Raw genomic sequence first — 21127 nt, 5'->3', positions numbered from 1 at the left:
TCTGCCGCGCCCCCCGGGTCCTCCCCCCCCCCCGGTCCCGGCAACACCCCCCCCCGCCGCTGTCCGCAGCTGACGATGACACCGTATTGTCCGGGGTCCAGCTGATCGGGGGAATCCACCGGCTCGGGCTGTCCCAAAACATCCACGCTGTATTCCAGCTGGTCCAGTTCGTCGGCCCGCACAGCCGGGAATCGCGGGTCCCGGGTACCGGCCGACACAGCGTTTTGCACGATCTCCTGTGCAACGGTTTCCTGCGCGGGCACAATAGTGCCGATGCAGCCCCGCAGCCGTCCAGCCACATGCAGCGAGACAAAAGCCCCCGCCGCCTGTCCGGTCAGTTCCTGCGGCAGATCATCCGGCAGGGATTCCAGCCGCCGGCCGGTACGCACATAGGTCTCCAGCGACAGCCGGGCCAACCGCACCCAGGCATCCTCCCTGGTGCGGCGCTCCTCCAGCCGGTCATGCTGAGCCTGTTCACAGGCGGCCTCAAAGCGGCGCTTCTCATCCCGACCTGTAACCGGAAACAGCGCCACCGCATAGCCCACGCCGAAGGTTCCCTCATGACTCATGAGCTTCGGAGCCACCGCCAGTCCATCCAGAGCCCCCGCCATCATCTGAAACGAGCGCAGACCGCACTCCGCCGCCCGCTCACAAAGCGACGGGTCCATGGTAAGGAACTGCAGAAAATCCCCGGACGCCATCGCCCCCGTCACAGCCTCATCAAATACCGGGCCCTCCGGCGCAAAACCGTAGGGGCCGTCGGGTCTGAGCTTGTGGGAGAGGTCGCCGCTGGCCACGAACACCGCCCGACGCCCCAAGGTTTCCGCCGCCTCGGCTATGCACCGGCCCAGCTGGTAATGGGCCAGCGGCGAAAATCCGGACAGCCCCACCCGCACGATAGGACAATCGACCCCCGCCTTGCGCAGAAAGTAGAGTGGGATCAGGACACCGTGGTCCAGCTGCGGGTCCCGCTGGCCCAGGGTTCCAGCTTTCAGGCCCGCATCCCCGGCCCAGCGTATGATCTCTTGGCGCAGCGGAGCGTCATACCGCGCTTCAATCCGCACCTGGGGCGCACCAAAGGCAGACATATCGCCCACCGCACTGCGGCCGGGGGCAATCTGGAAATAGTCCCCGTACAAAATGGTGTGAGGCGAGGCCACAACGAGCACATCCGGATTCCAGCGGGCCACCTCCGCCGCCGCAGCACACATAGCCTGGCCGGTGGCGGCGATTTCACGTTCCCTTCCCTGCCCCACTTCAGGCAGCAGCACAGGCGGATGCGGGGTCAAGACAGCACCTAGCATCGGCATTTCAGAACACTCCTTTCTCCTGTATTCCCGTGAATCAACGCTTGATTTTATATTGATTGTACCCCATCCGCTGTGCCCTTACAAGCGGCAGCTTACTCATCTGAATCGCCGCTCAGGGAAAACAGCGATCAACAGGTCGCGGTCGGCTCAGTCATTGTGGGCGAAATTGCAGCGAACCGTCCCCATTGTCCATCTCCCCTTTTTATGATGCCGCTGTATCAGGCCCTGACGCCGAAGGATAAGATGCACATTCCCATGAATTTGAAAAAAACGCCTGTCAGATAAACTGACCGGCGTTTTCCCCCGTGATGTGGATGGGATCTGTAAAAGAGGGCGTGAGCGGTTCAGCCCAACTTGGCATACTCTGCGTCGGAGACCGCCTCCAGCCACTCGTTGGAGCAGTTCTCCCCCGGCACTTCCAGGGCCAGATGGGAGAACCAGCTGTCAGCCGCGGCGCCGTGCCAGTGCTTCACTCCCGTGGGGATGTTGACCACATCGCCCGGATGCAGCTCCCTGGCCTCTTTGCCCCACTCCTGATAGTAGCCCCGGCCCGCCACACAGAGAAGGATCTGTCCGCCGCCCTGATCGGCATGGTGGATGTGCCAGTTGTTCCGGCAGCCCGGCTCAAAGGTTACATTGTACACCCCCACCTGGCTGGTGGAGAGAGGCTGCAGATAACTCTGCCCCACAAAATACCGGGCAAAGCCGTCGTTCGGCGCCCCGATGGGGAACACCATCTCCTTCTGGTGCTGCGCCTTGCCGTCGTCACCGGCGTCCTCGTCAGCCCAGACCTCCTTGGCCATGCGGAATGCCGCCCAAGCCTTGGGCCAACCGGCGTAAAAAGCCGCGTGGGTCAGGATCTCCGCAATCTCCTGCCGGGTGATGCCGTTTTTTCTGGCGGTAGCCAGATGGTACTGGAAGGAACTGTCCACCAGACCCTGAGCCATCAGGGCCACCACCGTGACCAGAGAACGGTCCCGCAGGGAGAGCTTGTCCTCCCGGCTCCAGACCTCACCGAAAAGCACATCGTCATTGAGCTGGGCAAACTTGGGGGCAAACTCCCCCAGTGCCTCTCTGCCCGCCGTCTGTTTCACTGCCATACCTGAAATACCTCCTATTCAAGCGAAAACGTAACGGAAACCTCACCATCCCCCAGCTTTTCCCGCAGGCCCGAGGGATCATCGATCCTGGCAAGCCTGGTAAAGCTCCAGGAGTTGGTTCCATAGTAAATGGTGATTTGATTGCCCTGGTAGAGGATCACGTCGCCGGGCTGTGTGGTGATGGACGCATCGTTCCGGGTCAGTGTCGTACCAAGAGGGCCTACCTTCTCAAAGCCGCCGTAATCCTCCATCTCAATGGTCAGCGGCCCCTGGGCCAGCAGTTCCCGGAACGCCTCGGCGGAGCTGTTGTCCGCAAAGGCAGCCTGCAGTTCATGGTCTCCAACGGTGAGTTTCAAAGCAGATTCCTCCTGACCGGATTCCAGCGATTCGCCTCCCACAGTTTCGGCAATCTCTTCCGCAAGAGGGAATTCGACTTCTTGTCCAGCAGAATCCGTCTCCGATTCTGCAAGTATTTCCTGCAGCTGCATCTGTTCAGGTTCTGCGAAAACCTTCCCTGCTCCGCAGGGCAAAAGTATAAAAATGACAAGGAGTATGCACAAGCCTCTCGCCATTGTCTTTTCCCCTCCGGCGCTTACTGCAAATATGTCTGGAAGAACTGCTGAATTTTATCAAATGGAATGATATCCTTCCTGTCGTAGAGGTCCGTATGGACTGCGCCGGGGATGATGAGCAACTCCTTATTGTCGGTGTAGGGATTGTCCTTCACCATGTCGGCAAAAGCATCCTTGCTGAAATAGCAGGAGTGGGCCTTGTCCCCGTGGATCATCAGCACGGCGCTGCGGATCTCGTTGCTGTAGCGCAGGATGGGCATGTTGAGGAAAGACAGGGATGACGTTACATTCCAGCCGTCGTTGGAGTTGAGGGAGCGTTCCGTATAGCCCCGCTCCGTCTTGTAGTAGTCATAGTAGTCCTTCACAAAGAAAGGAGCGTCCTCCGGCAGCGGGTCAACCACGCCGCCAGCCCGGGCGTAAGTTCCGTTTTTGTAATCCTCCGTTCGATGGGCATTGAGGTTTTTCTTCGTCTCATACCGGGCGTCGGCACTGTCGGCAGCATCAAAATACCCCTTGGCATTTACCCGGGTCATGTCGTACATAGTGGAGGTAACAGCAGCCTTGATGCGGGTATCCATGGCAGCGGCGTTCAGGGCCATGCCGCCCCATCCGCAGACGCCCAGGATTCCCACCTTCTCCGGGTCCACAAAGTCCCGGGTGGAGAGAAAGTCCACCGCAGCGCAGAAGTCCTCGGTGTTGATGTCGGGAGAGGCTACATTCCGCACCTCGCCGCCGCTCTCTCCGGTAAAAGAGGGATCAAAGGCCAAAGCGGCAACCCCCCGAGAAGCCAGTTCCTCGGCATACAGGCCGGAGCACTGCTCCTTCACGGCGCCGAAGGGCCCGGACACGGCCACAGCAGAGAGTTTTCCGGCTGCTCCCTTGGGTAGGTACAGATCCCCGCAAAGCTCGATGCCGTAGCGGTTGTGGAAATGCACTTTCTCCCGGGAGACGGTGTCCCGCAGGGGGAAAGAGTATCCGTCATATCTGGAATGCATCTTCTTTTTCCTCCTTAAACATTCTTGCCCATCTCGTACGCCTTTTTCAGCGCAGGATGGCCCTGGATCTCCCCCACAGAGGTCACACCGCCGGCAAACACCGTTCCGGCCAGGCGGGCCTTTTCAAAGCAGTCAATCCAGCCCATGAGACCGGTGACCGCTCCGTCCACGGTGTGTTCATCCTCCTCCGCCGCGGCGGCAAGCAGATAAATATCCCGGAAGGCATAATCAGCAGAAAACAACGGATTGGACCGGTCCAGCATGGTTTTCATCTGGCTGCACATTCCGTAGTAATAGATGGGGGTGGCAAATACGATGACGTCCGCTGTCAGCATATTCTGAGCGATGGCATCCGCGTCGTCGTGGATGACGCAGTGCCGGGTGCTCTGACAGACAAGGCACCCCTTGCAGAACCCTATGGTTTTATCGAACAGCGTGACTTTTGCCACGCGGTTCCCCCCCTCCCGGGCTCCGCGGACAAACTCATCCGCTAAGGCGTCAGAGTTGCCGCCCTTCCGGGGACTGGTGGAGATGACCAAAACCTTCTTGCTCATTGCAGTTCCTCCTCACTCAAACGGCGCATAACCCTGGCGGGTACGCCGCTCACAATGGTGTTTTCCGGGACATCCCTGGTCACCACGGCACCGGCTGCCACGATGGCGCCGTCCCCGATGGTCACGCCGGGCAGGATGGTGGCGTTGGAACCGATCCAGACGTTCTTCCCGATGTGGATGGGGGCAGGAATCATGGTACCGCGACGGCTGGGAGACATGGCGTGGTTCAGTGTGGCCAACACCACGTTATGGCCGATCAGCGCACCGTCTCCGATAAAAATGCCGCCCTGATCCTGGAATTTGCATCCCATGTTGATAAACACGTGTTTACCGATATGAATGTTCTTTCCGCAGTCGGTGTGAAAGGGCGGGAACAGTCCAAAGCTCTCATCCACCGGCTGGCCGATCAGCTTGGAGAAAAGCACGCGTAGCTCTTCCGGCTCATGGTAGCTGCCGTTGATTTCCGCCGTGATCTCCAGGGCCTCCTGGCTGACGCCATGCATGAATAAATGCGCCTCACTGCCGCCAATCACCGGCTTTCCACTGTTGAGATGTTCCAAAAATGCTTCTAAATCCATCTTACACTCCTGCTCATTCGTTTTGACAACCCTATTTTAGCACCCGCCAAATACAATAACAAATACCTATAAAGAATGTCTGGTTATGCTTGCAAGCTATATCTATTCAGAATATAATACAGCCATCAGGAGGTATCCCCTATGGAATTGAGAGTGCTGCAATACTTCCTTGCGGTAGCAAGGGAACAGAATATCTCAGCGGCGGCCCAGTCCCTGCATCTGACCCAGCCCACTCTCTCCCGGCAGCTCCGGGAGCTGGAGGAAGAACTGGGCAAGCAGCTAATGATCCGGGGCAACCGGAAGATCACGCTCACCGAGGACGGTATGCTGCTGCGAAAGCGGGCGGAGGAGATTCTGGACCTGGTGGGCCGGACAGAAAAGGAACTTGCCCAGTCCGATGAAACCGTCAGCGGCGACATTTATATCGGCACCGGCGAGACGGACGGAGTACGGCAGATCGCCAGAACGGCCCATCAGATTCAAGAGTACTATCCCGGCATTCTCTTTCACATTGTCAGCGGCGACGCTGTGGACGTGTGTGAACGTCTGGACAAAGGTCTGCTGGACTTTGGGATTCTTCTGGGTGACATTGACAAGGGAAAGTATCACTACATGGAGCTGCCTATGAAAGATACCTGGGGGGTTTTGATGCAGCGCAGCAGCCCTCTGGCGGAGAAAGAGGCGATCTCTCCACAGGATCTGTGGGACAAGCCCCTGATCCTCTCCCGGCAGTCGGACAACAAAGGCGGATTGTACCGCTGGCTTCGAAAGGAACCGACAGAGCTCCACACCGTGGCCACCTACAATCTGATTTATAACGCCTCCCTGATGGTGGACGAAGGAATGGGCTATGTCTTTACTCTGGACAAGCTGATAAATACCACCGGCAGCAACCTCTGTTTCCGGCCTCTGAAACCCAAGCTGGAGCTGGGGATGTATTTGGTGTGGAAGAAATCTCAGATCTTTTCCAGAGCCATGGAACTGTTTCTGGAGCAGCTCCGCGAAAATCTAACTGCGCTTTGTCAGGAAGAGACATGATCTGATGATTCCCGAAAGGAGAACCCAAATGGAAGTCCATATTTCCGATCTATTTGACCTGCAGAAAATCACCGACAGCGGCCAGTGCTTCCGGGTCGTTCCGCTGCCGGAAGGTACGTATCGATTCATCACCGGAGGTGAGGTGCTGTATATCCGGAAGACTTCGGAGGAACACTACCGGGTGAGCTGCGATCCGGACACCTGGGAACACATCTGGTGTCCCTATTTTGATCTGAGCCGGAATTACCGGGAGATCCGCAAAGCCATTCCGGCGGAGGACTCCTTTCTGGATCTGGCGGCCCAGTCCGGCGCAGGCATCCGCATTCTGCGCCAGGACCCCTGGGAAATGCTGATCACCTTCATCATCTCCCAGCGCAAAAGCATCCCGGCTATCCGTTCTGTGGTGGAGATGCTCAGCCGGCGATACGGCACCAGAATCCAGACCCCTACTGAAACGCTTTATACGTTCCCCACGGCACTGCAGATGAAGGATGCGCGTTCAGAGGACTACATAGCCTGCAAAGCCGGATACCGGGCTCCCTACCTCTGCGACGCGGTGGAGCAGGTCCTCTCGGGCAGCCTGGACCTGGTGGGAATCGCTGCTCTTCCGGACGATGAATTGATTTCCGCCCTGGAACATGTAAAGGGCGTCGGGGTAAAGGTCGCCAACTGTGTGGCGCTGTTTGCCTACGGCCGGACTGCCTGCGCCCCGGTGGATACCTGGATCAAGAAGATCATCCGTCAGGAATATCAGGGCCGGGACCCCTTTGTCCGGTATGGTGATACCGCCGGGATCATGCAGCAGTATTTCTTCTACTATGCTCAAAACCACAAGTCTGAGACGGCGTAAAGTATGGAAAGAGAAAGAAGGAGCCGGAGACCGATCATGGTCTCCGGCTCCTTTGATTCTCCGTCAGATGTACAGCTCTCCCTCTTTCCGATCTGAGCACACCTTTTTCAGCGCCATATCCACCGCCGCCAACAACGCGGAATTGACCTTCCGGGCTGACTGGGGACAGACGGAAACACACCGCATACAGGAGATGCAGGTATCCTTGTCGGTGCGTTTGGGATCACTGGGGTCAATGGCCTGCACCGGGCACTTCTTCGCGCAGAGGCCGCAGTTGGTGCACTCCTTGGTGGGTTTGGGCACCATGCCGGAACCGCCAGCCTTTTTATAGGGTCGGTTTCCGGGGATCTTGGGCTCTGCACAGTTTCCGAAGGACAGTTTTTCCTGGATCTTGCCCGCAAATGCCTGAAGCTGTTTTGCATCCTCTGCGTCAGGCCGTCCGGCAGCATAGCGGTGGGCAATGGAGTGCTCCGCAATGGCCGCCACGGCGGCAATAACCTGAAAGCCCGCCTGCTTGGCAGTGTCCTCCAGTTCCACCAGGGTGTCCTCATAGGCCCGGTTGCCATATACACATACGAGCACCGCAGCGCCACAACCACCCGCCCGGCCCCCCCGGGCCGCCCCCGTTTTTGAGGGAAAAAAGCCGCTCCGTGGCCGGCCCAGGCACCCGTCCGCCGTAGGACGGCACGGCGATTACGGCCACATCCTCCGGGGTGAGCGTTACGGCAGAGAAGTCCGTTCCGCTGTCTGTCAGATCCACGGCGGTGTGCTCACCGTCCAAGGCCTCTGTCAGCAGATCGGCAGCCTTTTGGGTACCGCCGGTGGGGCTGAAGGTCATCTCATAGAGTTTCATTTATGTGCTCCTCCTTGTGAAATTTACAAAAACATGTCTTTTCGGCTCCCGCCTTATGCTTCCGGCGGTTGACTTCCGGTATCCTTTGTGAGATCCAGGCCATGCTCCCCGATGTCAACAGAGCCGTCCATGAGGGATATAAACGGAGAAAACTCCATGGTCTCGCCCTCGTAGGTAAGGCGAATGGTGGCATCGGCAAAAATATCACTGACATTGCATTGAACAATAAAGGGCCGACAGTCGGGATCTTCATAGACCAGTGCAGATTGTGCGGTCATCATATCATTTTGGAACAGGGACAGCTCCATCCCGGCATATCTGGGAATCACCAAGTAGTAATCGCCATCCGAGAGATAGTGGATGGAAACCTGGTCACAATCCAGGTACTTCTCCACATAGTAATCAAGGTCGTCGATTTGCTGGTAGCCCAGATAGGCCGCAGCATAGTACTGCCCCTCCGCAAAGGGGATGGCGTCCAGCTTCGCGGGCTCTTGTTTTTGCAGAGCACACCCGGCAAACAAGCTCAGACAGACCGACAGCAACACCAGGAATAAGACTTTTTTCATGGCGTACCTCCCCGACGTTCCAAAATAGGGCTCCGTCAATGGTGAAACTGCCAAAACAAAACGGATAAGGGTCTCCTGCCGCAGCAGCCTGTGAGGCTGAGCGTGCTGTTACTTCATTATTATACATACTTCCGCAGAAAACAGCAAGAAATCCAAAAGTTCTTTATCGCCATCCCCATTCTCTGCCGCATATTGGGCTGCCGCCATCCATGCTTTTGAAGCATGGATGCAGATTTGAATTGAGCATTTTACATTTTACAGACTGTAGCTTACAATAGCGGCAAAGGAGGAGATTTCTATGAACAAAGCATTGGTCGCCTATTTTTCCGCCAGCGGAACCACCGCAAAGGCAGCGAAGATTCTGGCAAAGGCCGTCGGCACAGATCCCTATGAGATCAAGCCCGCCGTTCCCTATACCAGCGCTAATCTGAACTGGATGGACAAGCACTCCCGCAGCAGCTTGGAGATGGGGGATCCCTCTTTCCGTCCCCCTCTGGCAGATTACAATGCGCCTGTAGCCAACTACGATGTGATTTTTTTTGGCTTCCCCATCTGGTGGTATGTGGCCCCCACCATCATCAATACCTTCCTGGAAAGTTACGACTTCTCCGGTAAGACCATCGTGCTCTTCGCCACCTCCGGCGGCAGTGGACTGGGCAAGGCGGCGTCCGGTCTGCGTGGCAGCGTCTCCGGTGCCAGGATTCTGGACGGACGGATGCTCAACGGACGGCTCAGCGAAGCGGAGCTGAAAAACTGGTTCGAAGGGCTGAATCTATGAGGAGGGCCCCCAATCCAGACGCGATCTCCCGCATCTGCATAGGAGCCGGCGCCGCTGCTTCAAATAAACACAACCGCGTCAGAGTACCTCCGACGCGGCTGTGTATTTTTTCAGCTGAAAACCTGCCATCTACCATCCTGGCCGGATGGCAGAATCTCTGCCATATTCCGCTCTTTTCAGCCTGTACTTATCTGCAAAACATCGGAAATCGTGTGGTCATAACCTCCATACAGCAAATCAAGCAACGCCCAGGATTCCCAGGAAGTAACCGAGAAATGCCACCGCTACCAAAATCAGAACCACTAGTGCGGCATTCACTTTGCGTTTGAGGAGCGCTGCAACGCCAAAAATAACCGCCACAGGCAGCAGGTTGGGAATCAAGCCATCCAGGACGCTCTGCAGCACGACGGACGTCTGACCGATGTTGAAGGTCAACGGTGTGTAGACCAGTACATTGGTAGAACCCATAGCCCCAATGACCATCAGACCCAGGATGCTGAATGCATCCGTCAGCTTGGTGATCGAATATTTTCCTTCGCCCAGGATGTGCATGATGGAAGAACCGCCCTGCTTATAGCCCATATTATAAAGGAAGCGGCCTAAAATCAGCATGATCCCCGTAAACAGTACAAAGAAGAAAACCGGTCCAAAGAAGCTGTGGTTATTCAGCGCCATGGAGCAGCCGATGGACACACCGATCGGATAGATGATGCCGCCGGCCAAGCTGTCGCCGACACCGGCCAGAGGCCCCATCAGGCCAGTACGCAGGCCGTTGATCATCTCGTCAGAAATGTCAGCGCCATTGGCGCGTTTCTCCTCCAGCGAGGCACAAATGCCGGGAATCACATTGCCGATAAAGGAAGGCTCTGTATTGAAGAACACCAGATAGCGCTTCATGGCTGCACTGATGTCTGCAGGATCGGTATAGAGGCGGCGAATCACAGGGACCATCGCCAGCAGGTTACCGGAAGCCTGCATACGCTCATAGTTATAGCCAATCTCCGCACCAAGGCCGATCAGCCAATGCTTGCGGCGGTCACCCTTGGTCAGCCGCTTCGTCATCTCGATGGTATCCTCTTCTGCAGCAGCTGTCTCCGCAGCCTGCTCTCCCTCTCCCTGCTTCTTGCTAAAATAGGACAGCACAGCAATGCATGCGCCGAAAATAGACAGGGCCGTGAGGCTCAGGCCAAAGTATGTAGATGCAAAGAAACCAATGAAGAAGTAGGGCAGCAAATACTTCTTTCCCAAGTAGTTGAGCAGCATGGCAACGCCCAGAGCCGGAAGAAGCCCACTGGTGACCGTCAGCGCATTGATGATGGACTCCGGGATTTTCTGCATCATATTGCTGAAGGCAGTACCGCCGATGGACAGCAGAATGAAGGCTGGGATCCCGTTGATGAGAAGGCTTGTCAGCTGAGGCAGCAGCGCCGCATTGATCCAGACTTTATCCAGCTCGGCACGCTCAGCATTCATGTCCAGCCGATGGACCCAAATGGAGTTGACCGTCATCTGCAGCTGGAACAGCAGAACCCCCAGCAATCCAATGGGAATGGAGAACGTAATGGCCAGACTGGGGTCCGCAGAGGCCAGGATCGTAATTGCCGTACCGTAAACACCGGCAATACCGATATTGGATGGCATGGTTCCACCAGCGGAAATCCAGCCAATGTACGCCAGATTGATCGTTGCGCCGGCCAAAAGGCCAGTAAGCGGGTCACCCAAAATGAGACCGACAACGGTACCATTGATCAGTGGGTAGCAGAACGGCCAGGTAATGGGGCTCCATACACGACCGCACGCCAGGTTTGCCGTAATTGCCAAAAGGAACGCACGAAGTATGAACATAATACACCCTCTCTTTCATATGTCTTGACCACCTGATTCACGCCATACTCTGCAGTTTGCTTAAGTAAAATCTGCCAGAGTGTAGATTGCCCGGCCCGGCCCGGAGAGCCACTCGCCGTGCTTCTCGCCCATCATTGCCTGATCCTCCAATCGGAAGGACAAATAGATCGATTCAGCGCCCTTGCTCTTGTCATAGGGATAGATTCCGTTTTCCAGGGCAAAGACCATGCCAGGCCGAAGGAGCTCTGTCCCGCCGGCTTCCAGATTGGGGTATTCCACCACGTTGAGGCCAATGGAGTGTCCGCTGGAGTGGACAACATAAGGCGCATATTTGCTGGTCAGAAGATAGTCCTCAATGACCTGATTGAGTTCTCCCACCGACATTCCCGGCTTCATCGCGCCGATGCCTTTCTCCAGGCAGCCCTTTGCCAGATCCGCCATCTCCCGGTACTCTGCCGGCAGAGTGCGGCCTGCGTAGAACGTGCGGGTCAGATCGGAGGCATATCCGTCAATATGACCGCTGATATCCACCAGGACCAGGTCCTTGGATTCAATCACGCGGGACGTGGCATAGCTGTTGAAGGTGGAGAGTTTCTTTGCTCCGCTGTTCACCGTCAGGTAGGAGATCTGGTCAATCCCCGCAGCGCACATCCGGGACGCAATCCCGGCAGCCAGATCCTTCTCCGTGGTATACCCAGGCCGGATGTCCCGGAAACTATCCACAATTGCCCGCTCAGTGATATACCCCGCTGTCCGGATACGGTCGATCTCCCAGGAAGTCTTGCACATCCGCGCCCGCATGATTGCGAGAGATCCATCCACGAACTCCACATCTCTCATGGCGTCGCGCAGCTCGTTCAGCACCTCCAAGGGCCACTGGAAGCTCAAGCCATGTCCGCCCTCATAGCCGGCACGCCTGACCGTAAAGGGAAGCTCTTTCACAAATTTCATAACACCGTCCACATGGCCGGTGCAATCCAGCTTTCCGTAATTTCTGGATGCCGTGCCGGCACAGTAAATTTGTGAGATCCAACTGCAGTTTTGCACGGTGCTTTTTTCCAGATACCGCAGCACGATACCCGGCTCTCCCTCCCGCGGCACCAACACAAATACCGGCCGGAACAAACTGGAAAGGTACCAGGAACGATACCCGGAGCCATAAAAAATGCTGCCGCTGCTGGACAGGATCAGCAGATCCAGGTTATCCTCCGCCATGCTTTTTTGCAGCTTGTCAATATGGCATTCAAATTCTTCTCGGTCAAAGGATTTCAATACATCCATCAAATCACCTCTCTCATTCTCTTCTCATACAGCTCAGAGACTTCCCGCCAACGGAATCTCTTTGTCTGCCGGAACCAGCTGATAAACGGTATGGACGCCCCGCCCCTCCAGGGCTTTGAGGCAAGCCCGCTCCTCATCATTGGCGGACACGTTGCGGATCAGCGTCTTGCGGCCGGGCTTTGCCCCCATGCCGCCCACCACCAGTTTGGTCAGCGGGATTCCATTGTCCAGGAGATAGGCAACCACCTCCGGGACCTTTACCAGAATGAGATAGTTTTCACCAGGCAGCGGGTCCTGCTTCAGCAGCGCCACGCCATTAGCCCTATCAGTGATACTCACCTCGATTCCAGCCGGCATGGCAGATTTATAGACGCTCAGCATAAACTGATTTTTGGACAGTTCATCATCTACAATCAAAATATGGTTGATCGGATAGCTCTTAACCCATGCCGTCATGACCTGACCATGAATCAGGCGATCGTCAATTCTCGTCACCAAAATGTTCTTCATAAGGTTCCTCCTTCACACTTGCGCCAGCTCACTGCAATTTACGATTCCACTTTTTCCTACCTCCAGGAAGCCGGGAATGAGACTCCGCAGGTCGGTATCCGCCTCCCGGCGGTAGGACAGGGCTTCGATCAACATGGGAAGATTCACACCTGTGATATGCGAAAACTTCGCCCGTTGGCTGAGATCCACCAGCAGATTGAATGGTGTTCCAAAAAACAGGTCCGTAAACAGCAGCACCGGGACACCGGCCTCTTCCGATTTGTGGACACTCGCCTCTACCTCCGCCAGCACCGCATCGGTGTCAATCCCCGGCAGAATGCTGAAACTTTCCACGTCATCCACCGGTCCGCTCACCATCCGGGCTGAATTGAGAAGTCCCTTGCCTAGTTCACCGTGAGTAAATACAATCACCTTATACATTGACACGCTCCCCCTGTCCTCAATTAGTCGGTATCTGACGGAGACAAATTCTGCTCCAGATAAGCAGTCACCTCTTCCTGGCTGCTCATAGCCAGTACGGCCTGAGCCATCTGCTCCATCTGTGCCATCCCCATGCCGGCAATGCGGTATTTGATCTCTCCCAGTCTAGCTGGCGATACGCTCAGCGTCCGCAGGCCCAGACCCAAGAGAATGGGAACACTCTGGGGATCACTTCCCAGCTCGCCGCACACAGACACTGGCTTTCCTTGGGCGGAAAATCCTCCTATGATCATATGGATCGCCCGGAAAACTGCCGGATGGAAACTCTGGTAATACGCCGCCATCTCCGGGTTGTCCCGGTCCGCTGCCAATAAGTATTGGATCAGGTCATTGGTGCCAATGCTGGCAAAATCCACCTGCCCGGCAATCTGATGGGCCATCAGCGCAAGGGATGGGACCTCCACCATAACGCCCACCGGGAAATCCGCCCGGAAGGGAAGCCCTTCATCACTCAGCTCTCTCGCCACCTCCGCAAGAACCTGGCGGGCCCGGATCACATCGGTCACACTGGAAACCATAGGGAACATCACCTGAAGATTCCCATATACCGCGGCACGACAGGCAGCCCGAAGTTGGGTACGGAACACCTCCCGCTTTTCAAAGCACAGCCGCAGCGCCCGCATCCCCAGAGCCGGATTCTCCTCGTGGGGCAAAGACAAATACGGCAGTTGCTTGTCTGCGCCGATATCCATCGTACGCAGCGTAACCGGCCGAGGTGCCAGGGCCTCCAGCGCCGCTTTATAGGCCGTAAACTGCTCCTCCTCCGTGGGGAGATGGTCGGTGTTCATATAGAGGAACTCACTGCGGAACAATCCCACACCATCCGAACAGGCCGCCGCGGCAAGCTCCCGTTCATCTGTTGAACCAAGATTTACCTTTGTTTCGATCCGTACACCATCTGATGTACAGGCTGGCTTCGCCAAATATTCCTTTTCTATCTGGCGCTTTCGGGAATATTTTTGAATTTTTTTCTCATATTCGTCCAGAATCGCCGGGTCCGGTTCGCTGTATACGATTCCCGTCTGACCGTCCAACACCAGTTCTGTTCCGGGGGCGACAGCATCAGCGATTCGGGGAATGCCCGCTACTGCCGGAATTGCCATGCTTTTGGCAATGACCGCCATATGAGCTGTAACTCCACCCCGCTCAGTAACAATCCCAAGGATCTTAGACGGGTCCATGGCAATCGTATCGGAAGGCAAAAGTTCCTCGGCTACTAAAATCACCGGTCGTGAAAGAGCCTCCAGCCCCGTGCTGCTCTCTCCTCGCAGTTCCATGAGCAGCTGGTTTCGGACATCGGTAATGTCTGCAATTCGCTCCTTGAACACCGGATCTGATGAAGCCTCCAGCGTTTCAATAACCTGTCCATACACGGACTCTACCGCCCACTGTGCACACTTGCTGTTTTTGAGGATCTCCGTTCGGATCTCTTCAGCCAGTTCTTCATCTGTCAGAAAAGAAATGTGGGTTTGCAGGATCTCCGCCTGTTCGTCTGTTTCGCCCTCCAGATGTTGCAACTCACTTTGAACTTTTCGGGAGGCTGCCTCATAAAGCGTCATCTGATGGGCTGTCTCCGCGTCGCCAACAGTGATATGATCCGCTATGCAGGTATGCTTCTTATACACATATGCCGTCCCTACCATAGGCACTTTGTCTATCTTCAGTAATTGAATAATTCTTTCATTGTACAGAAGCCAAACGGAACGGCATCTGCCCAGCAGTATTCATGTAGCGCTTCATAGGATCTCCCCTTTTATCTGCATTCCCGCTTCATGGCGAAATATCCGATCAGCACCGTCCACATATAGGCGCAGGTCTTGGGGATCATCAGCATGCCGATCATTGGCATCACATCTGCCCACAGCACCACCGCCATGACACCGAAGAGGCGGAATTGGCCGTTGCCCCTGCTGCCCCGGATCATCAGGATTCCGAGGGTGATGACCGAGATCAGATAGACCGCATCAAACAATGTCTCCATGATTGCCTGCATCGTTTTTCTCCTTTACACGCAAAGTTATATCGAATATTCGTTTCGCAGGACTTCAATAAAGTGTTCTGCGGACGATCTCCAGCACAGCGGAAGGGTCGTAATCCTGCCGCAAAAAGGCGGACAGCATCAGGGAAAACAGGGCCTCCGCAAATTTCTCCGCTGTAAATTCCTTGGTAAAGGCGTCCGCACGAATCCTGGTGTCCCGTTTCAAAACGGCGCACAGTTCATCCAGAATGTGCTGCCAGGTCCTGTGCATCTTCCGCCGCCCGTCTGCCTTGTCCTCCCCCATAAATCCAAGGGAGTGCAGGGAGAAAAAGCCAGGATAGTGCTTGCAGCTGTAGTCCATCCGCTCATACATCCAGGTGACACAGGTCAGCGTGTTCTCAAACGCGGCTCCATCCTCCGGCCGGCGGCTGTTTGATTGCGCTTTGCCGCTCTCCCGCGGAATCTTGACGCTGCTGGACTCGGGGTATAAAATGGAGAAAAACAAGGAGGGATATCCCATGGAAGAAGTTTACAAGTTTCTGAAATCCTGCGGTACCTATTATCTGGCCACAATGGAAACCGATCAGCCTCGGGTGCGCCCCTTCGGCACCATTGACATGTATAACGGCCAGCTCACCATCCAGACCGGTCGGAAGAAAGACGTGGCACAGCAGATGCTGACAAATCCCAAAGTAGAGATCTGTGCTTTTGACGGCAGCCACTGGCTGCGGGTAACGGCCAAAGCGGTCGAGGTGCCTGACGTCGCCGCTCAGGAGCATATGCTGGGTGAATACCCCAATCTCCGCTCCGCCTACACGCCCGGTGACGGCAACACCATGGTATTTGCTCTGACGGAGGCCACCGCCACCTTCTCCTCCTTCACCGAGCCCAGCCGTACTGTTACCTTCTAAGTGCCCCTGTACGATCAAAAACTGCCCGGAGTTTCTGAACCATCAGAAGCTCCGGGCAATCTCTATTTCAGGGTTATTCTAGTTCTCCCGTCTGGATGCGGCGCTTCAGATCCAGGACCTTTTCCTCGATCTGGGCCATGACGGTGAGAAAAACGCCGTCCTCCTTGCCGCTGGGGTCGTCCAGCCCCCAGTCCTCCCGGTGGGAACAGGGCAGAGTGGGGCACTGGACATTGCAGCCCATGGTGACCACGATATCCACGGCAGGCAGATCCGATAAGGGCTTGTTGTGCTGGGTCAGCTCCATGTCGATGCCGTAAACCTGCTTCATCAAGCGCACCACGTCGGGGTTGATCTGGGTGCCGGGTTCCGTTCCGGCGGAAAAGCTCTCAAACACATCGCCAGCCAGCTTTTTCCCCAGAGCCTCCGCCATCTGGCTGCGGCAGGAATTGTGGACGCAGAGGAAGGCCACTTTGGGCTTTTTGCGGCCCGCCGCCGAGAAGGGACAGTGCTTGCCGATGCACTGGTTATTCCGGGGACTGTAAGAGCAGACGGGAACGGTCCGTTTCATCTCCACCCCCAGGTGCTCCCGGGTAAAGTCGACGGCGGCCAGGATAGCCAGGAAAGAGTCCCGCTTGCAGCATCGGGGCCCGCCCGCCTTGCCGATGCTCTCCAGTGCCCGGGCGGTCATCTGATTGCTCAGTCCCCAGGGCTCCACAGCCAGAGGCGTGGACTCTGTGACGATGGCCAGGAACTGCCCCGCACTGATTCCCGCTCCGCAGGCGCCCCAGAATCCACAGGCTCCGCCGGGGACTTCCCTGCCCCGGCTGTACATCTCCCGGAGGGCCTGCTCCAGGTCCAGTTGACCCCCCGCGTTCTTGTAGGCGGTGAGAAGGGCCGCGCCCACCATCACATGGTGCTCCGGACCGTGCATGTGACAGAAGGGCATGTCCATCATCCGGCGGACGATGGCGACAGGGTCTGTGGAGGTTTCGGCAAGGCACAGGCCGAAGATACGGTCCATTCCCTGAGTGTGACAGTTGCTGCAGACATAGTGCCCATTTACACAGCGGGTCTTGCTGGGTTCCCTCTTATGGCAGATGGCACACTCCATTGTCTGGTTCTGTGTCAGGTATTCCAGCGGTGCCTTGCAGATCAAGCATTCTTCTGCGCTCATGTCTCTATCTCCTCCCATTCCCGCAGTGCAGCTAACTGCCCTGGCGTGTGGAACCAGTGTTCCCCGCCTTCCATCACGGTGAGCTTCGCATCGTGCTGCCGGACAAATCCGTCAATCGTCCGGCGGGAAGTCATATTATCCCGGCTGCCGTAAAGAATACGGATGGGGCAGGTCCAGTTGTAAACCGGATGTTCCCGCACCCAGCACAGGTATTTCCAGGACAGTGTCTGGCCGAAAGAAGCCACGATCTCGCCCTGCTCCTGCAGCTGTTCCTCTGTCACGCCGGCCCAGCCCATCATGGTCAAGATCAGGTTCTCCATATCCAGAATGGGAGAGACCAGCAGCGCCCGGCTTGGCGCGTCAAAAGCCAGCATGGCGAAATAAGCTCCGATGCTGTTTGCCCGGAGCAAGACCGTTTTCCAGTGGTGGCTGGCCCAGTCCAGCGCCGCCCGGATATCCGGCACCGCCGTCCAGGGAAGCAGTTCCTCCTCCCGGTTTTGCCGCTCTCCATGAGCGGGCAGGTCGATGACCAGCACTTGATAGCCCTTAGGACAAGCCACTTGGGCAAAGGCCTCTGCCTCCTCCTTGCGGCCCATCTGACCGTGGAGAAACAAATAGCCCCGCTCAGCAGGCTCCCCATATAAAACTGCGGGAATCGTATCAATTTGAAATCGTTCAGTCTTCATATTTTTAAGTCTTTCATTCCTTCGATATCGCGGCACGCCGCTCCTCCGATTCCCAGTTCTTCAAAAATGCATGAGCTGCATGGGCACAGGTAAATCTTCAATTTTTCCCTCCGACCGGAAAATTTTCCTCCGCCCCTGCAATAAACGGGCCGTTTGGTACGTTACTTAAACAAGAAGGATTCAAAACAATTCAAAATGGAGGGACATTACCATGCTGAAAAATCTGAGTGGAAAAGTTCGCGCCCTGGTGATTGCCGGGATTGTAGTTGTGGTGGTGCTGGTGGCTGCGCTGATCGGTTCCCTGGCGCTGCGGGTTGACGTAGCGGAAGCCCGTGAAACCGCTCTGGCCGCTGCGGGCGGCGGAGAGGTTGTGGGCCAAGAGATTGACCAGGAGGGGCTCTGGAACGAGTACAGCTTTGACATTATGAATGGTGACACCCGGTACGAGGTGGAGATCAACGCCTTTGGAAGAGTGACTGGCCTGGAGAGCAATCAGGGCGGATCTGGCAACTACAGCCACTGGGATTGATCGTCTCTTGCCAAGGAAACGCCGGCGCCGCAGGCCGGCGTCTTCACGTTCAAAAAGCGCTGAAGGTGAAACATCAATCCCAGCTCTATCACTTCGCGTCGTGGGGAATGGTGATTTTCTCCACCCGGATCTTCCCATTCTCCACCTCTGCCATCATCATGGTGATCTCCTGATGGAATCGCCGGGGGCCGCAGGAGCCTGGATTGAGCCAGAGGCGACCATCCTTCTCCTGCTGCATATATTTATGGGAGTGTCCGAACACCACCACATCCACCCCGGAGAGATCCGCCGGGACCTCTTTCCTGTTGTGGACCATGGTAAAGGTCACGCCGTCCAGGGTAACAGTGAGGTCGTGGGGAATCGTCTCCGCCCACTCCTTGTCGTTGTTGCCCCGGACAACGTAGAGCGGAGCATACTGTCGCAGCTCGTCCACAATTGCTTGTCGATTGATATCCCCGCCGTGGAGAATGACGTCGGCGGTTTTCAGATGCTCCGCCACCTCCGGCCGCAGCAGGCCATGGGTGTCGGAGAGAATCGCGATCTTCATAGGATGTGTCTTCCTTCCCATTTGCGTTGCCCCCAGTATATCAGATTTAAACGCCTGCCGGAAGAAATTTATTTTTTCTTGGCTGTGACGCTTCGCTAACTGCTCCACGGTCGGCAAGGCAGGATAAAGGTGGAGTATTCGATCCAGGAACTGTCCCGCCTGTCCGTGGTCCCCCGCTCTGGGCTGATACGATTAGATTGGTCTGCTGAAATCCGGCCGGGCAGCAAAAGCGGCTGCCGCAGGCAGTACCCGTTTTTGTGAGACGCCGTGCCCCGTTGGGCCAACTGAAAAAGAGGCCGCCTGAGCTTTTCGCTCTGGCGGCCTCACCTGATTGAAAAGCCCTTTTGCCAGGCTGAAGCGCTTTTCAAAGCAGGGTGGAAATTTTAGAAAACATGGATCTCATTGGTACAGGATACCCTTCGCCTCATACAGAATTTTCCGGTCTTTCAACAACCGCAGGGTACAGGGCCGCTCCTCCGCTTTGCAGCATGTACTTCATTCCGCTGCCGGTACCGCACCGGCGGGCTTTGTCCTGAGAATCTCAGTATCATCCGGATTGGCCTGCCAGTCCGGAGAAAGACTGCCATCCCAGAGCCCTGCCAGGGACTCTTCCATCTCCCGGAGGGCCTGCTCATAGTCTGTCTCTGAAGGGTTTCCGCTTTCCACCTCTTCCGCCAGCCGCGCCGATTCTCGTTCCATATAGGCCTCATATTCGGCAGCGGCCTGAGCCTGCATAACGGTGACCATGCCGTGGCCCGGCACCTCCACCAGATCAACACCATCCAGGGACTCTGTGGCAGTGACATCCGGGGTTTCCTGCTTCAGAGCCTCCAATTCCTCGTCGGTCAAAGGCTCCGTGGGCAAGCCTTTCTCCTCAAAAAAGGCCTGTACGGCCTCCGGGTCCGCCAGCGCCGGGTCCAGAGGCAGGGTGAACATGCAGCCCACCACGTCTTCCCGCATGGTAGTCGTGCCGTCCTCCGCCACAGAGAACTCCTTGTAGGAGGGCACAAAGCCCTGGTACACCGCCAGATACACTGTGTGGTCAGCAAACATCTGGACATCCTTCGTGTCCATCACGTAGTAGGCTCTTCCATCCTGCAGAAAAGATGCGCAGCTTCCGTCCAGGGAGAAGATATTCACCGATTGGGGAGGATATCCCTCCACCAGCGGTGTGATGGTAAAGGTTCTGCTGGCCTGTACCTCATAGTTATCCTCTGTCAGGGGCGTTCCGTCCGTCCTGGTAACGGACACCACCGCGTAGGTACGGCTCTCCTCCACGTCGCTGCACCAGTTGGAAATTCCAGCCCCGGAGACCAGTCCGTCCAAGGTAACGGTGTACTCCCCTGCCTGAGCACTCTCATTGAGAAGCACCGCGTCCTCCCCTGCAAAGGCCTGCGCCAACAGGGGGTCATTCATTTCTTCTGCCACCTGGGCGGGAGACATCCACAGCATTGCAGCAGATACGGACAGCACCAGCAATGCCACCGCGACTGCGGCAGCCAGAAGCCATTTGCGGCTTTTTCGAATCGTCATTTGGGATTTCTCCTCTTCCATATTCCGGAGGCGGTCCTGCAGCAGTGCTGTGGTCCGTGCCTGAAAATCATCGGAAAAGGGAATCGCATCAAAGGCACGCCGGTATTCCTCCGGGCTGATGGGTTCTCTCATGCTCTCCCCTCCTTCAGCAACTGCCGCAGCCGCTCTCGGCCGCGGGCCAGGCGAGTGCCTACCGTTGGGACAGGCACTCCCAGCAGGTTTGCAATTTCCTGAATGGAATATCCCTCATAGTAATAGAGATGGATCACCGCGCCGTACTTGTCCGGCAGGGCGCGGACCGCGGCCAGAAGGTTCCCCTCCTCCGCCTCCGGTGCAGCTGCCAGAACAGCCTCCTCCAGAGGGAGATTCCGCTGGGCCGCGGATTTCCGGATGTCGCAGGCCCGGTGAAGGGTAGTGCGGATCAGCCACGCTTTCTCATGCTCTGCGTCCCGAAACGTG

General features: G+C 56.5%; 26 protein-coding genes and 1 pseudogene. 5 read left to right on the top strand and 22 right to left on the bottom strand.

Going from position 1 to position 21127, the window contains the following annotated elements; all coding sequences use genetic code 11:
- The 6 genes from amrA to QZL67_RS10190 all read right to left on the bottom strand — a co-directional run.
- A partial coding sequence (amrA, locus tag QZL67_RS10215) for an AmmeMemoRadiSam system protein A (protein WP_292920285.1) occupies positions 1 to 1310 on the bottom strand: 1310 nt, incomplete at its 3' end.
- A gap of 344 nt (positions 1311 to 1654) precedes the next feature.
- A complete protein-coding gene (locus QZL67_RS10210; RefSeq protein ID WP_022290620.1) occupies positions 1655 to 2410 on the bottom strand; it encodes a carboxymuconolactone decarboxylase family protein in 756 nt (251 codons plus the stop codon).
- Positions 2411 to 2424: 14 nt separating this feature from the next.
- The gene (locus QZL67_RS10205) at positions 2425 to 2766 is read right to left on the bottom strand and encodes a cyclophilin-like fold protein (protein ID WP_292920283.1); all 342 of its coding nucleotides are present in this window, start codon (positions 2764 to 2766) and stop codon (positions 2425 to 2427) included.
- 236 nt (positions 2767 to 3002) lie between these two features.
- Positions 3003 to 3977, bottom strand: a complete 975-nt coding sequence (locus QZL67_RS10200; RefSeq protein WP_022290618.1) for an alpha/beta hydrolase — start codon at positions 3975 to 3977, stop codon at positions 3003 to 3005.
- Positions 3978 to 3991: 14 nt separating this feature from the next.
- The gene (locus tag QZL67_RS10195) at positions 3992 to 4531 is read right to left on the bottom strand and encodes a flavodoxin family protein (RefSeq protein ID WP_022290617.1); all 540 of its coding nucleotides are present in this window, start codon (positions 4529 to 4531) and stop codon (positions 3992 to 3994) included.
- The gene (locus QZL67_RS10190) at positions 4528 to 5109 is read right to left on the bottom strand and encodes a sugar O-acetyltransferase (RefSeq protein WP_022290616.1); all 582 of its coding nucleotides are present in this window, start codon (positions 5107 to 5109) and stop codon (positions 4528 to 4530) included. The genes QZL67_RS10195 and QZL67_RS10190 overlap by 4 nt, the downstream gene beginning before the upstream one ends.
- Positions 5110 to 5250: 141 nt before the next feature.
- On the opposite strand from QZL67_RS10190, the gene QZL67_RS10185 reads away from it, so the two are divergent.
- Together QZL67_RS10185 and QZL67_RS10180 are read left to right on the top strand one after the other, a co-directional pair.
- Positions 5251 to 6147, top strand: a complete 897-nt coding sequence (locus QZL67_RS10185) for a LysR family transcriptional regulator (protein WP_022290615.1) — start codon at positions 5251 to 5253, stop codon at positions 6145 to 6147.
- Between the two features lie 28 nt (positions 6148 to 6175).
- On the top strand, positions 6176 to 6997 hold the full coding sequence (locus QZL67_RS10180) for a DNA-3-methyladenine glycosylase (protein ID WP_022290614.1): 822 nt from the start codon (positions 6176 to 6178) through the stop codon (positions 6995 to 6997).
- Positions 6998 to 7060: 63 nt separating this feature from the next.
- Here the strand turns inward: QZL67_RS10180 and QZL67_RS10175 are convergent, their stop codons facing one another.
- The 3 genes from QZL67_RS10175 to QZL67_RS10170 are packed head-to-tail and all read right to left on the bottom strand — an operon-like array spanning position 7061 to position 8416.
- Positions 7061 to 7579, bottom strand: coding sequence for a 4Fe-4S binding protein (locus QZL67_RS10175; RefSeq protein ID WP_022290613.1), 519 nt, complete (start codon positions 7577 to 7579; stop codon positions 7061 to 7063).
- Entirely contained in the window at positions 7545 to 7850 is a 306-nt protein-coding gene (locus tag QZL67_RS11635; protein WP_022290612.1) for a hypothetical protein, read from the bottom strand. The genes QZL67_RS10175 and QZL67_RS11635 overlap by 35 nt, the downstream gene beginning before the upstream one ends.
- Positions 7851 to 7903: 53 nt before the next feature.
- Positions 7904 to 8416, bottom strand: a complete 513-nt coding sequence (locus QZL67_RS10170) for a hypothetical protein (RefSeq protein WP_022290611.1) — start codon at positions 8414 to 8416, stop codon at positions 7904 to 7906.
- A gap of 298 nt (positions 8417 to 8714) precedes the next feature.
- Here QZL67_RS10170 and QZL67_RS10165 point away from each other — a divergent pair, with 298 nt between their 5' ends.
- Complete coding sequence (locus QZL67_RS10165; RefSeq protein ID WP_022290610.1) at positions 8715 to 9194, top strand: flavodoxin; 480 nt, start codon at positions 8715 to 8717, stop codon at positions 9192 to 9194.
- A 237-nt stretch (positions 9195 to 9431) separates the two neighbouring features.
- On the opposite strand, the gene QZL67_RS10160 is transcribed toward QZL67_RS10165, so the two are convergent.
- From QZL67_RS10160 to QZL67_RS10130, 7 genes are all read right to left on the bottom strand, one after another.
- Complete coding sequence (locus tag QZL67_RS10160) at positions 9432 to 11039, bottom strand: PTS system mannose/fructose/sorbose family transporter subunit IID (RefSeq protein ID WP_022290609.1); 1608 nt, start codon at positions 11037 to 11039, stop codon at positions 9432 to 9434.
- Positions 11040 to 11099: 60 nt separating this feature from the next.
- Positions 11100 to 12320, bottom strand: coding sequence for a Xaa-Pro peptidase family protein (locus QZL67_RS10155; RefSeq protein WP_022290608.1), 1221 nt, complete (start codon positions 12318 to 12320; stop codon positions 11100 to 11102).
- 33 nt (positions 12321 to 12353) lie between these two features.
- Entirely contained in the window at positions 12354 to 12830 is a 477-nt protein-coding gene (locus QZL67_RS10150) for a PTS sugar transporter subunit IIB (RefSeq protein ID WP_022290607.1), read from the bottom strand.
- Between the two features lie 12 nt (positions 12831 to 12842).
- A complete protein-coding gene (locus tag QZL67_RS10145; protein ID WP_022290606.1) occupies positions 12843 to 13250 on the bottom strand; it encodes a PTS sugar transporter subunit IIA in 408 nt (135 codons plus the stop codon).
- Positions 13251 to 13273: 23 nt separating this feature from the next.
- Positions 13274 to 14953 carry a phosphoenolpyruvate--protein phosphotransferase gene (ptsP, locus tag QZL67_RS10140; protein ID WP_022290605.1) on the bottom strand — a complete coding sequence of 560 codons (1680 nt, stop codon included), beginning with the start codon at positions 14951 to 14953 and terminating at the stop codon, positions 13274 to 13276.
- A 110-nt stretch (positions 14954 to 15063) separates the two neighbouring features.
- Positions 15064 to 15303 (bottom strand): hypothetical protein, encoded by a 240-nt coding sequence (locus QZL67_RS10135; protein WP_022290604.1) that lies wholly within the window; start codon positions 15301 to 15303, stop codon positions 15064 to 15066.
- Between the two features lie 52 nt (positions 15304 to 15355).
- Complete coding sequence (locus tag QZL67_RS10130; protein WP_022290603.1) at positions 15356 to 15793, bottom strand: hypothetical protein; 438 nt, start codon at positions 15791 to 15793, stop codon at positions 15356 to 15358.
- Between the two features lie 13 nt (positions 15794 to 15806).
- Here QZL67_RS10130 and QZL67_RS10125 point away from each other — a divergent pair, with 13 nt between their 5' ends.
- Complete coding sequence (locus QZL67_RS10125) at positions 15807 to 16199, top strand: pyridoxamine 5'-phosphate oxidase family protein (RefSeq protein WP_022290602.1); 393 nt, start codon at positions 15807 to 15809, stop codon at positions 16197 to 16199.
- 73 nt (positions 16200 to 16272) lie between these two features.
- Here the strand turns inward: QZL67_RS10125 and QZL67_RS10120 are convergent, their stop codons facing one another.
- The 3 genes and pseudogenes from QZL67_RS10120 to QZL67_RS10110 all read right to left on the bottom strand — a co-directional run bounded on the left by QZL67_RS10120 (position 16273) and on the right by QZL67_RS10110 (position 18059).
- Positions 16273 to 16629, bottom strand: coding sequence for an arsenate reductase ArsC (locus tag QZL67_RS10120; protein WP_373887786.1), 357 nt, complete (start codon positions 16627 to 16629; stop codon positions 16273 to 16275).
- Positions 16630 to 16707: 78 nt separating this feature from the next.
- A pseudogene (locus tag QZL67_RS10115) lies at positions 16708 to 17220 on the bottom strand (DUF5714 domain-containing protein); the annotation flags it as partial.
- 149 nt (positions 17221 to 17369) lie between these two features.
- The gene (locus QZL67_RS10110; protein ID WP_292920281.1) at positions 17370 to 18059 is read right to left on the bottom strand and encodes a carboxylesterase; all 690 of its coding nucleotides are present in this window, start codon (positions 18057 to 18059) and stop codon (positions 17370 to 17372) included.
- 211 nt (positions 18060 to 18270) lie between these two features.
- On the opposite strand from QZL67_RS10110, the gene QZL67_RS10105 reads away from it, so the two are divergent.
- Positions 18271 to 18588 carry a PepSY domain-containing protein gene (locus tag QZL67_RS10105; protein ID WP_022290599.1) on the top strand — a complete coding sequence of 106 codons (318 nt, stop codon included), beginning with the start codon at positions 18271 to 18273 and terminating at the stop codon, positions 18586 to 18588.
- An 88-nt stretch (positions 18589 to 18676) separates the two neighbouring features.
- On the opposite strand, the gene QZL67_RS10100 is transcribed toward QZL67_RS10105, so the two are convergent.
- The 3 genes from QZL67_RS10100 to QZL67_RS10090 all read right to left on the bottom strand — a co-directional run.
- Positions 18677 to 19135 carry a metallophosphoesterase gene (locus QZL67_RS10100; protein WP_022290598.1) on the bottom strand — a complete coding sequence of 153 codons (459 nt, stop codon included), beginning with the start codon at positions 19133 to 19135 and terminating at the stop codon, positions 18677 to 18679.
- 495 nt (positions 19136 to 19630) lie between these two features.
- Positions 19631 to 20800: a hypothetical protein gene (locus QZL67_RS10095; protein WP_022290597.1), complete on the bottom strand. Its 1170-nt coding sequence runs from the start codon at positions 20798 to 20800 to the stop codon at positions 19631 to 19633.
- Positions 20797 to 21127 (bottom strand): sigma-70 family RNA polymerase sigma factor (locus QZL67_RS10090; RefSeq protein WP_292920279.1); only part of this gene is annotated, 331 nt, incomplete at its 5' end. The genes QZL67_RS10090 and QZL67_RS10095, both read right to left, overlap by 4 nt.

This window comes from Oscillibacter sp. CAG:155, from assembly GCA_000436875.1.
Lineage (GTDB): Bacteria > Bacillota > Clostridia > Oscillospirales > Oscillospiraceae > Oscillibacter.
Note: the sequence above shows the minus strand (reverse complement) of the source record. Positions and strands in the feature narration are given on the sequence as shown.

Excerpts from the sequence above, each read along its gene's own strand:
- QZL67_RS10210 (WP_022290620.1), bottom strand. The coding sequence starts at position 2,410 with ATGGCAGTGAAACAGACGGCGGGCAGAGAGGCACTGGGGGAGTTTGCC.
- QZL67_RS10200 (WP_022290618.1), bottom strand. The coding sequence starts at position 3,977 with ATGCATTCCAGATATGACGGATACTCTTTCCCCCTGCGGGACACCGTC.
- QZL67_RS10195 (WP_022290617.1), bottom strand. The coding sequence starts at position 4,531 with ATGAGCAAGAAGGTTTTGGTCATCTCCACCAGTCCCCGGAAGGGCGGC.
- QZL67_RS10190 (WP_022290616.1), bottom strand. The coding sequence starts at position 5,109 with ATGGATTTAGAAGCATTTTTGGAACATCTCAACAGTGGAAAGCCGGTG.
- QZL67_RS10185 (WP_022290615.1), top strand. The coding sequence starts at position 5,251 with ATGGAATTGAGAGTGCTGCAATACTTCCTTGCGGTAGCAAGGGAACAG.
- QZL67_RS10180 (WP_022290614.1), top strand. The coding sequence starts at position 6,176 with ATGGAAGTCCATATTTCCGATCTATTTGACCTGCAGAAAATCACCGAC.
- QZL67_RS11635 (WP_022290612.1), bottom strand. The coding sequence starts at position 7,850 with ATGAAACTCTATGAGATGACCTTCAGCCCCACCGGCGGTACCCAAAAG.
- QZL67_RS10170 (WP_022290611.1), bottom strand. The coding sequence starts at position 8,416 with ATGAAAAAAGTCTTATTCCTGGTGTTGCTGTCGGTCTGTCTGAGCTTG.
- QZL67_RS10165 (WP_022290610.1), top strand. The coding sequence starts at position 8,715 with ATGAACAAAGCATTGGTCGCCTATTTTTCCGCCAGCGGAACCACCGCA.
- QZL67_RS10160 (WP_022290609.1), bottom strand. The coding sequence starts at position 11,039 with ATGTTCATACTTCGTGCGTTCCTTTTGGCAATTACGGCAAACCTGGCG.
- QZL67_RS10155 (WP_022290608.1), bottom strand. The coding sequence starts at position 12,320 with ATGGATGTATTGAAATCCTTTGACCGAGAAGAATTTGAATGCCATATT.
- QZL67_RS10150 (WP_022290607.1), bottom strand. The coding sequence starts at position 12,830 with ATGAAGAACATTTTGGTGACGAGAATTGACGATCGCCTGATTCATGGT.
- QZL67_RS10145 (WP_022290606.1), bottom strand. The coding sequence starts at position 13,250 with ATGTATAAGGTGATTGTATTTACTCACGGTGAACTAGGCAAGGGACTT.
- ptsP (WP_022290605.1), bottom strand. The coding sequence starts at position 14,953 with ATGGTAGGGACGGCATATGTGTATAAGAAGCATACCTGCATAGCGGAT.
- QZL67_RS10135 (WP_022290604.1), bottom strand. The coding sequence starts at position 15,303 with ATGCAGGCAATCATGGAGACATTGTTTGATGCGGTCTATCTGATCTCG.
- QZL67_RS10125 (WP_022290602.1), top strand. The coding sequence starts at position 15,807 with ATGGAAGAAGTTTACAAGTTTCTGAAATCCTGCGGTACCTATTATCTG.
- QZL67_RS10120 (WP_373887786.1), bottom strand. The coding sequence starts at position 16,629 with ATGGCGGAGGCTCTGGGGAAAAAGCTGGCTGGCGATGTGTTTGAGAGC.
- QZL67_RS10110 (WP_292920281.1), bottom strand. The coding sequence starts at position 18,059 with ATGAAGACTGAACGATTTCAAATTGATACGATTCCCGCAGTTTTATAT.
- QZL67_RS10105 (WP_022290599.1), top strand. The coding sequence starts at position 18,271 with ATGCTGAAAAATCTGAGTGGAAAAGTTCGCGCCCTGGTGATTGCCGGG.
- QZL67_RS10100 (WP_022290598.1), bottom strand. The coding sequence starts at position 19,135 with ATGAAGATCGCGATTCTCTCCGACACCCATGGCCTGCTGCGGCCGGAG.
- QZL67_RS10095 (WP_022290597.1), bottom strand. The coding sequence starts at position 20,800 with ATGAGAGAACCCATCAGCCCGGAGGAATACCGGCGTGCCTTTGATGCG.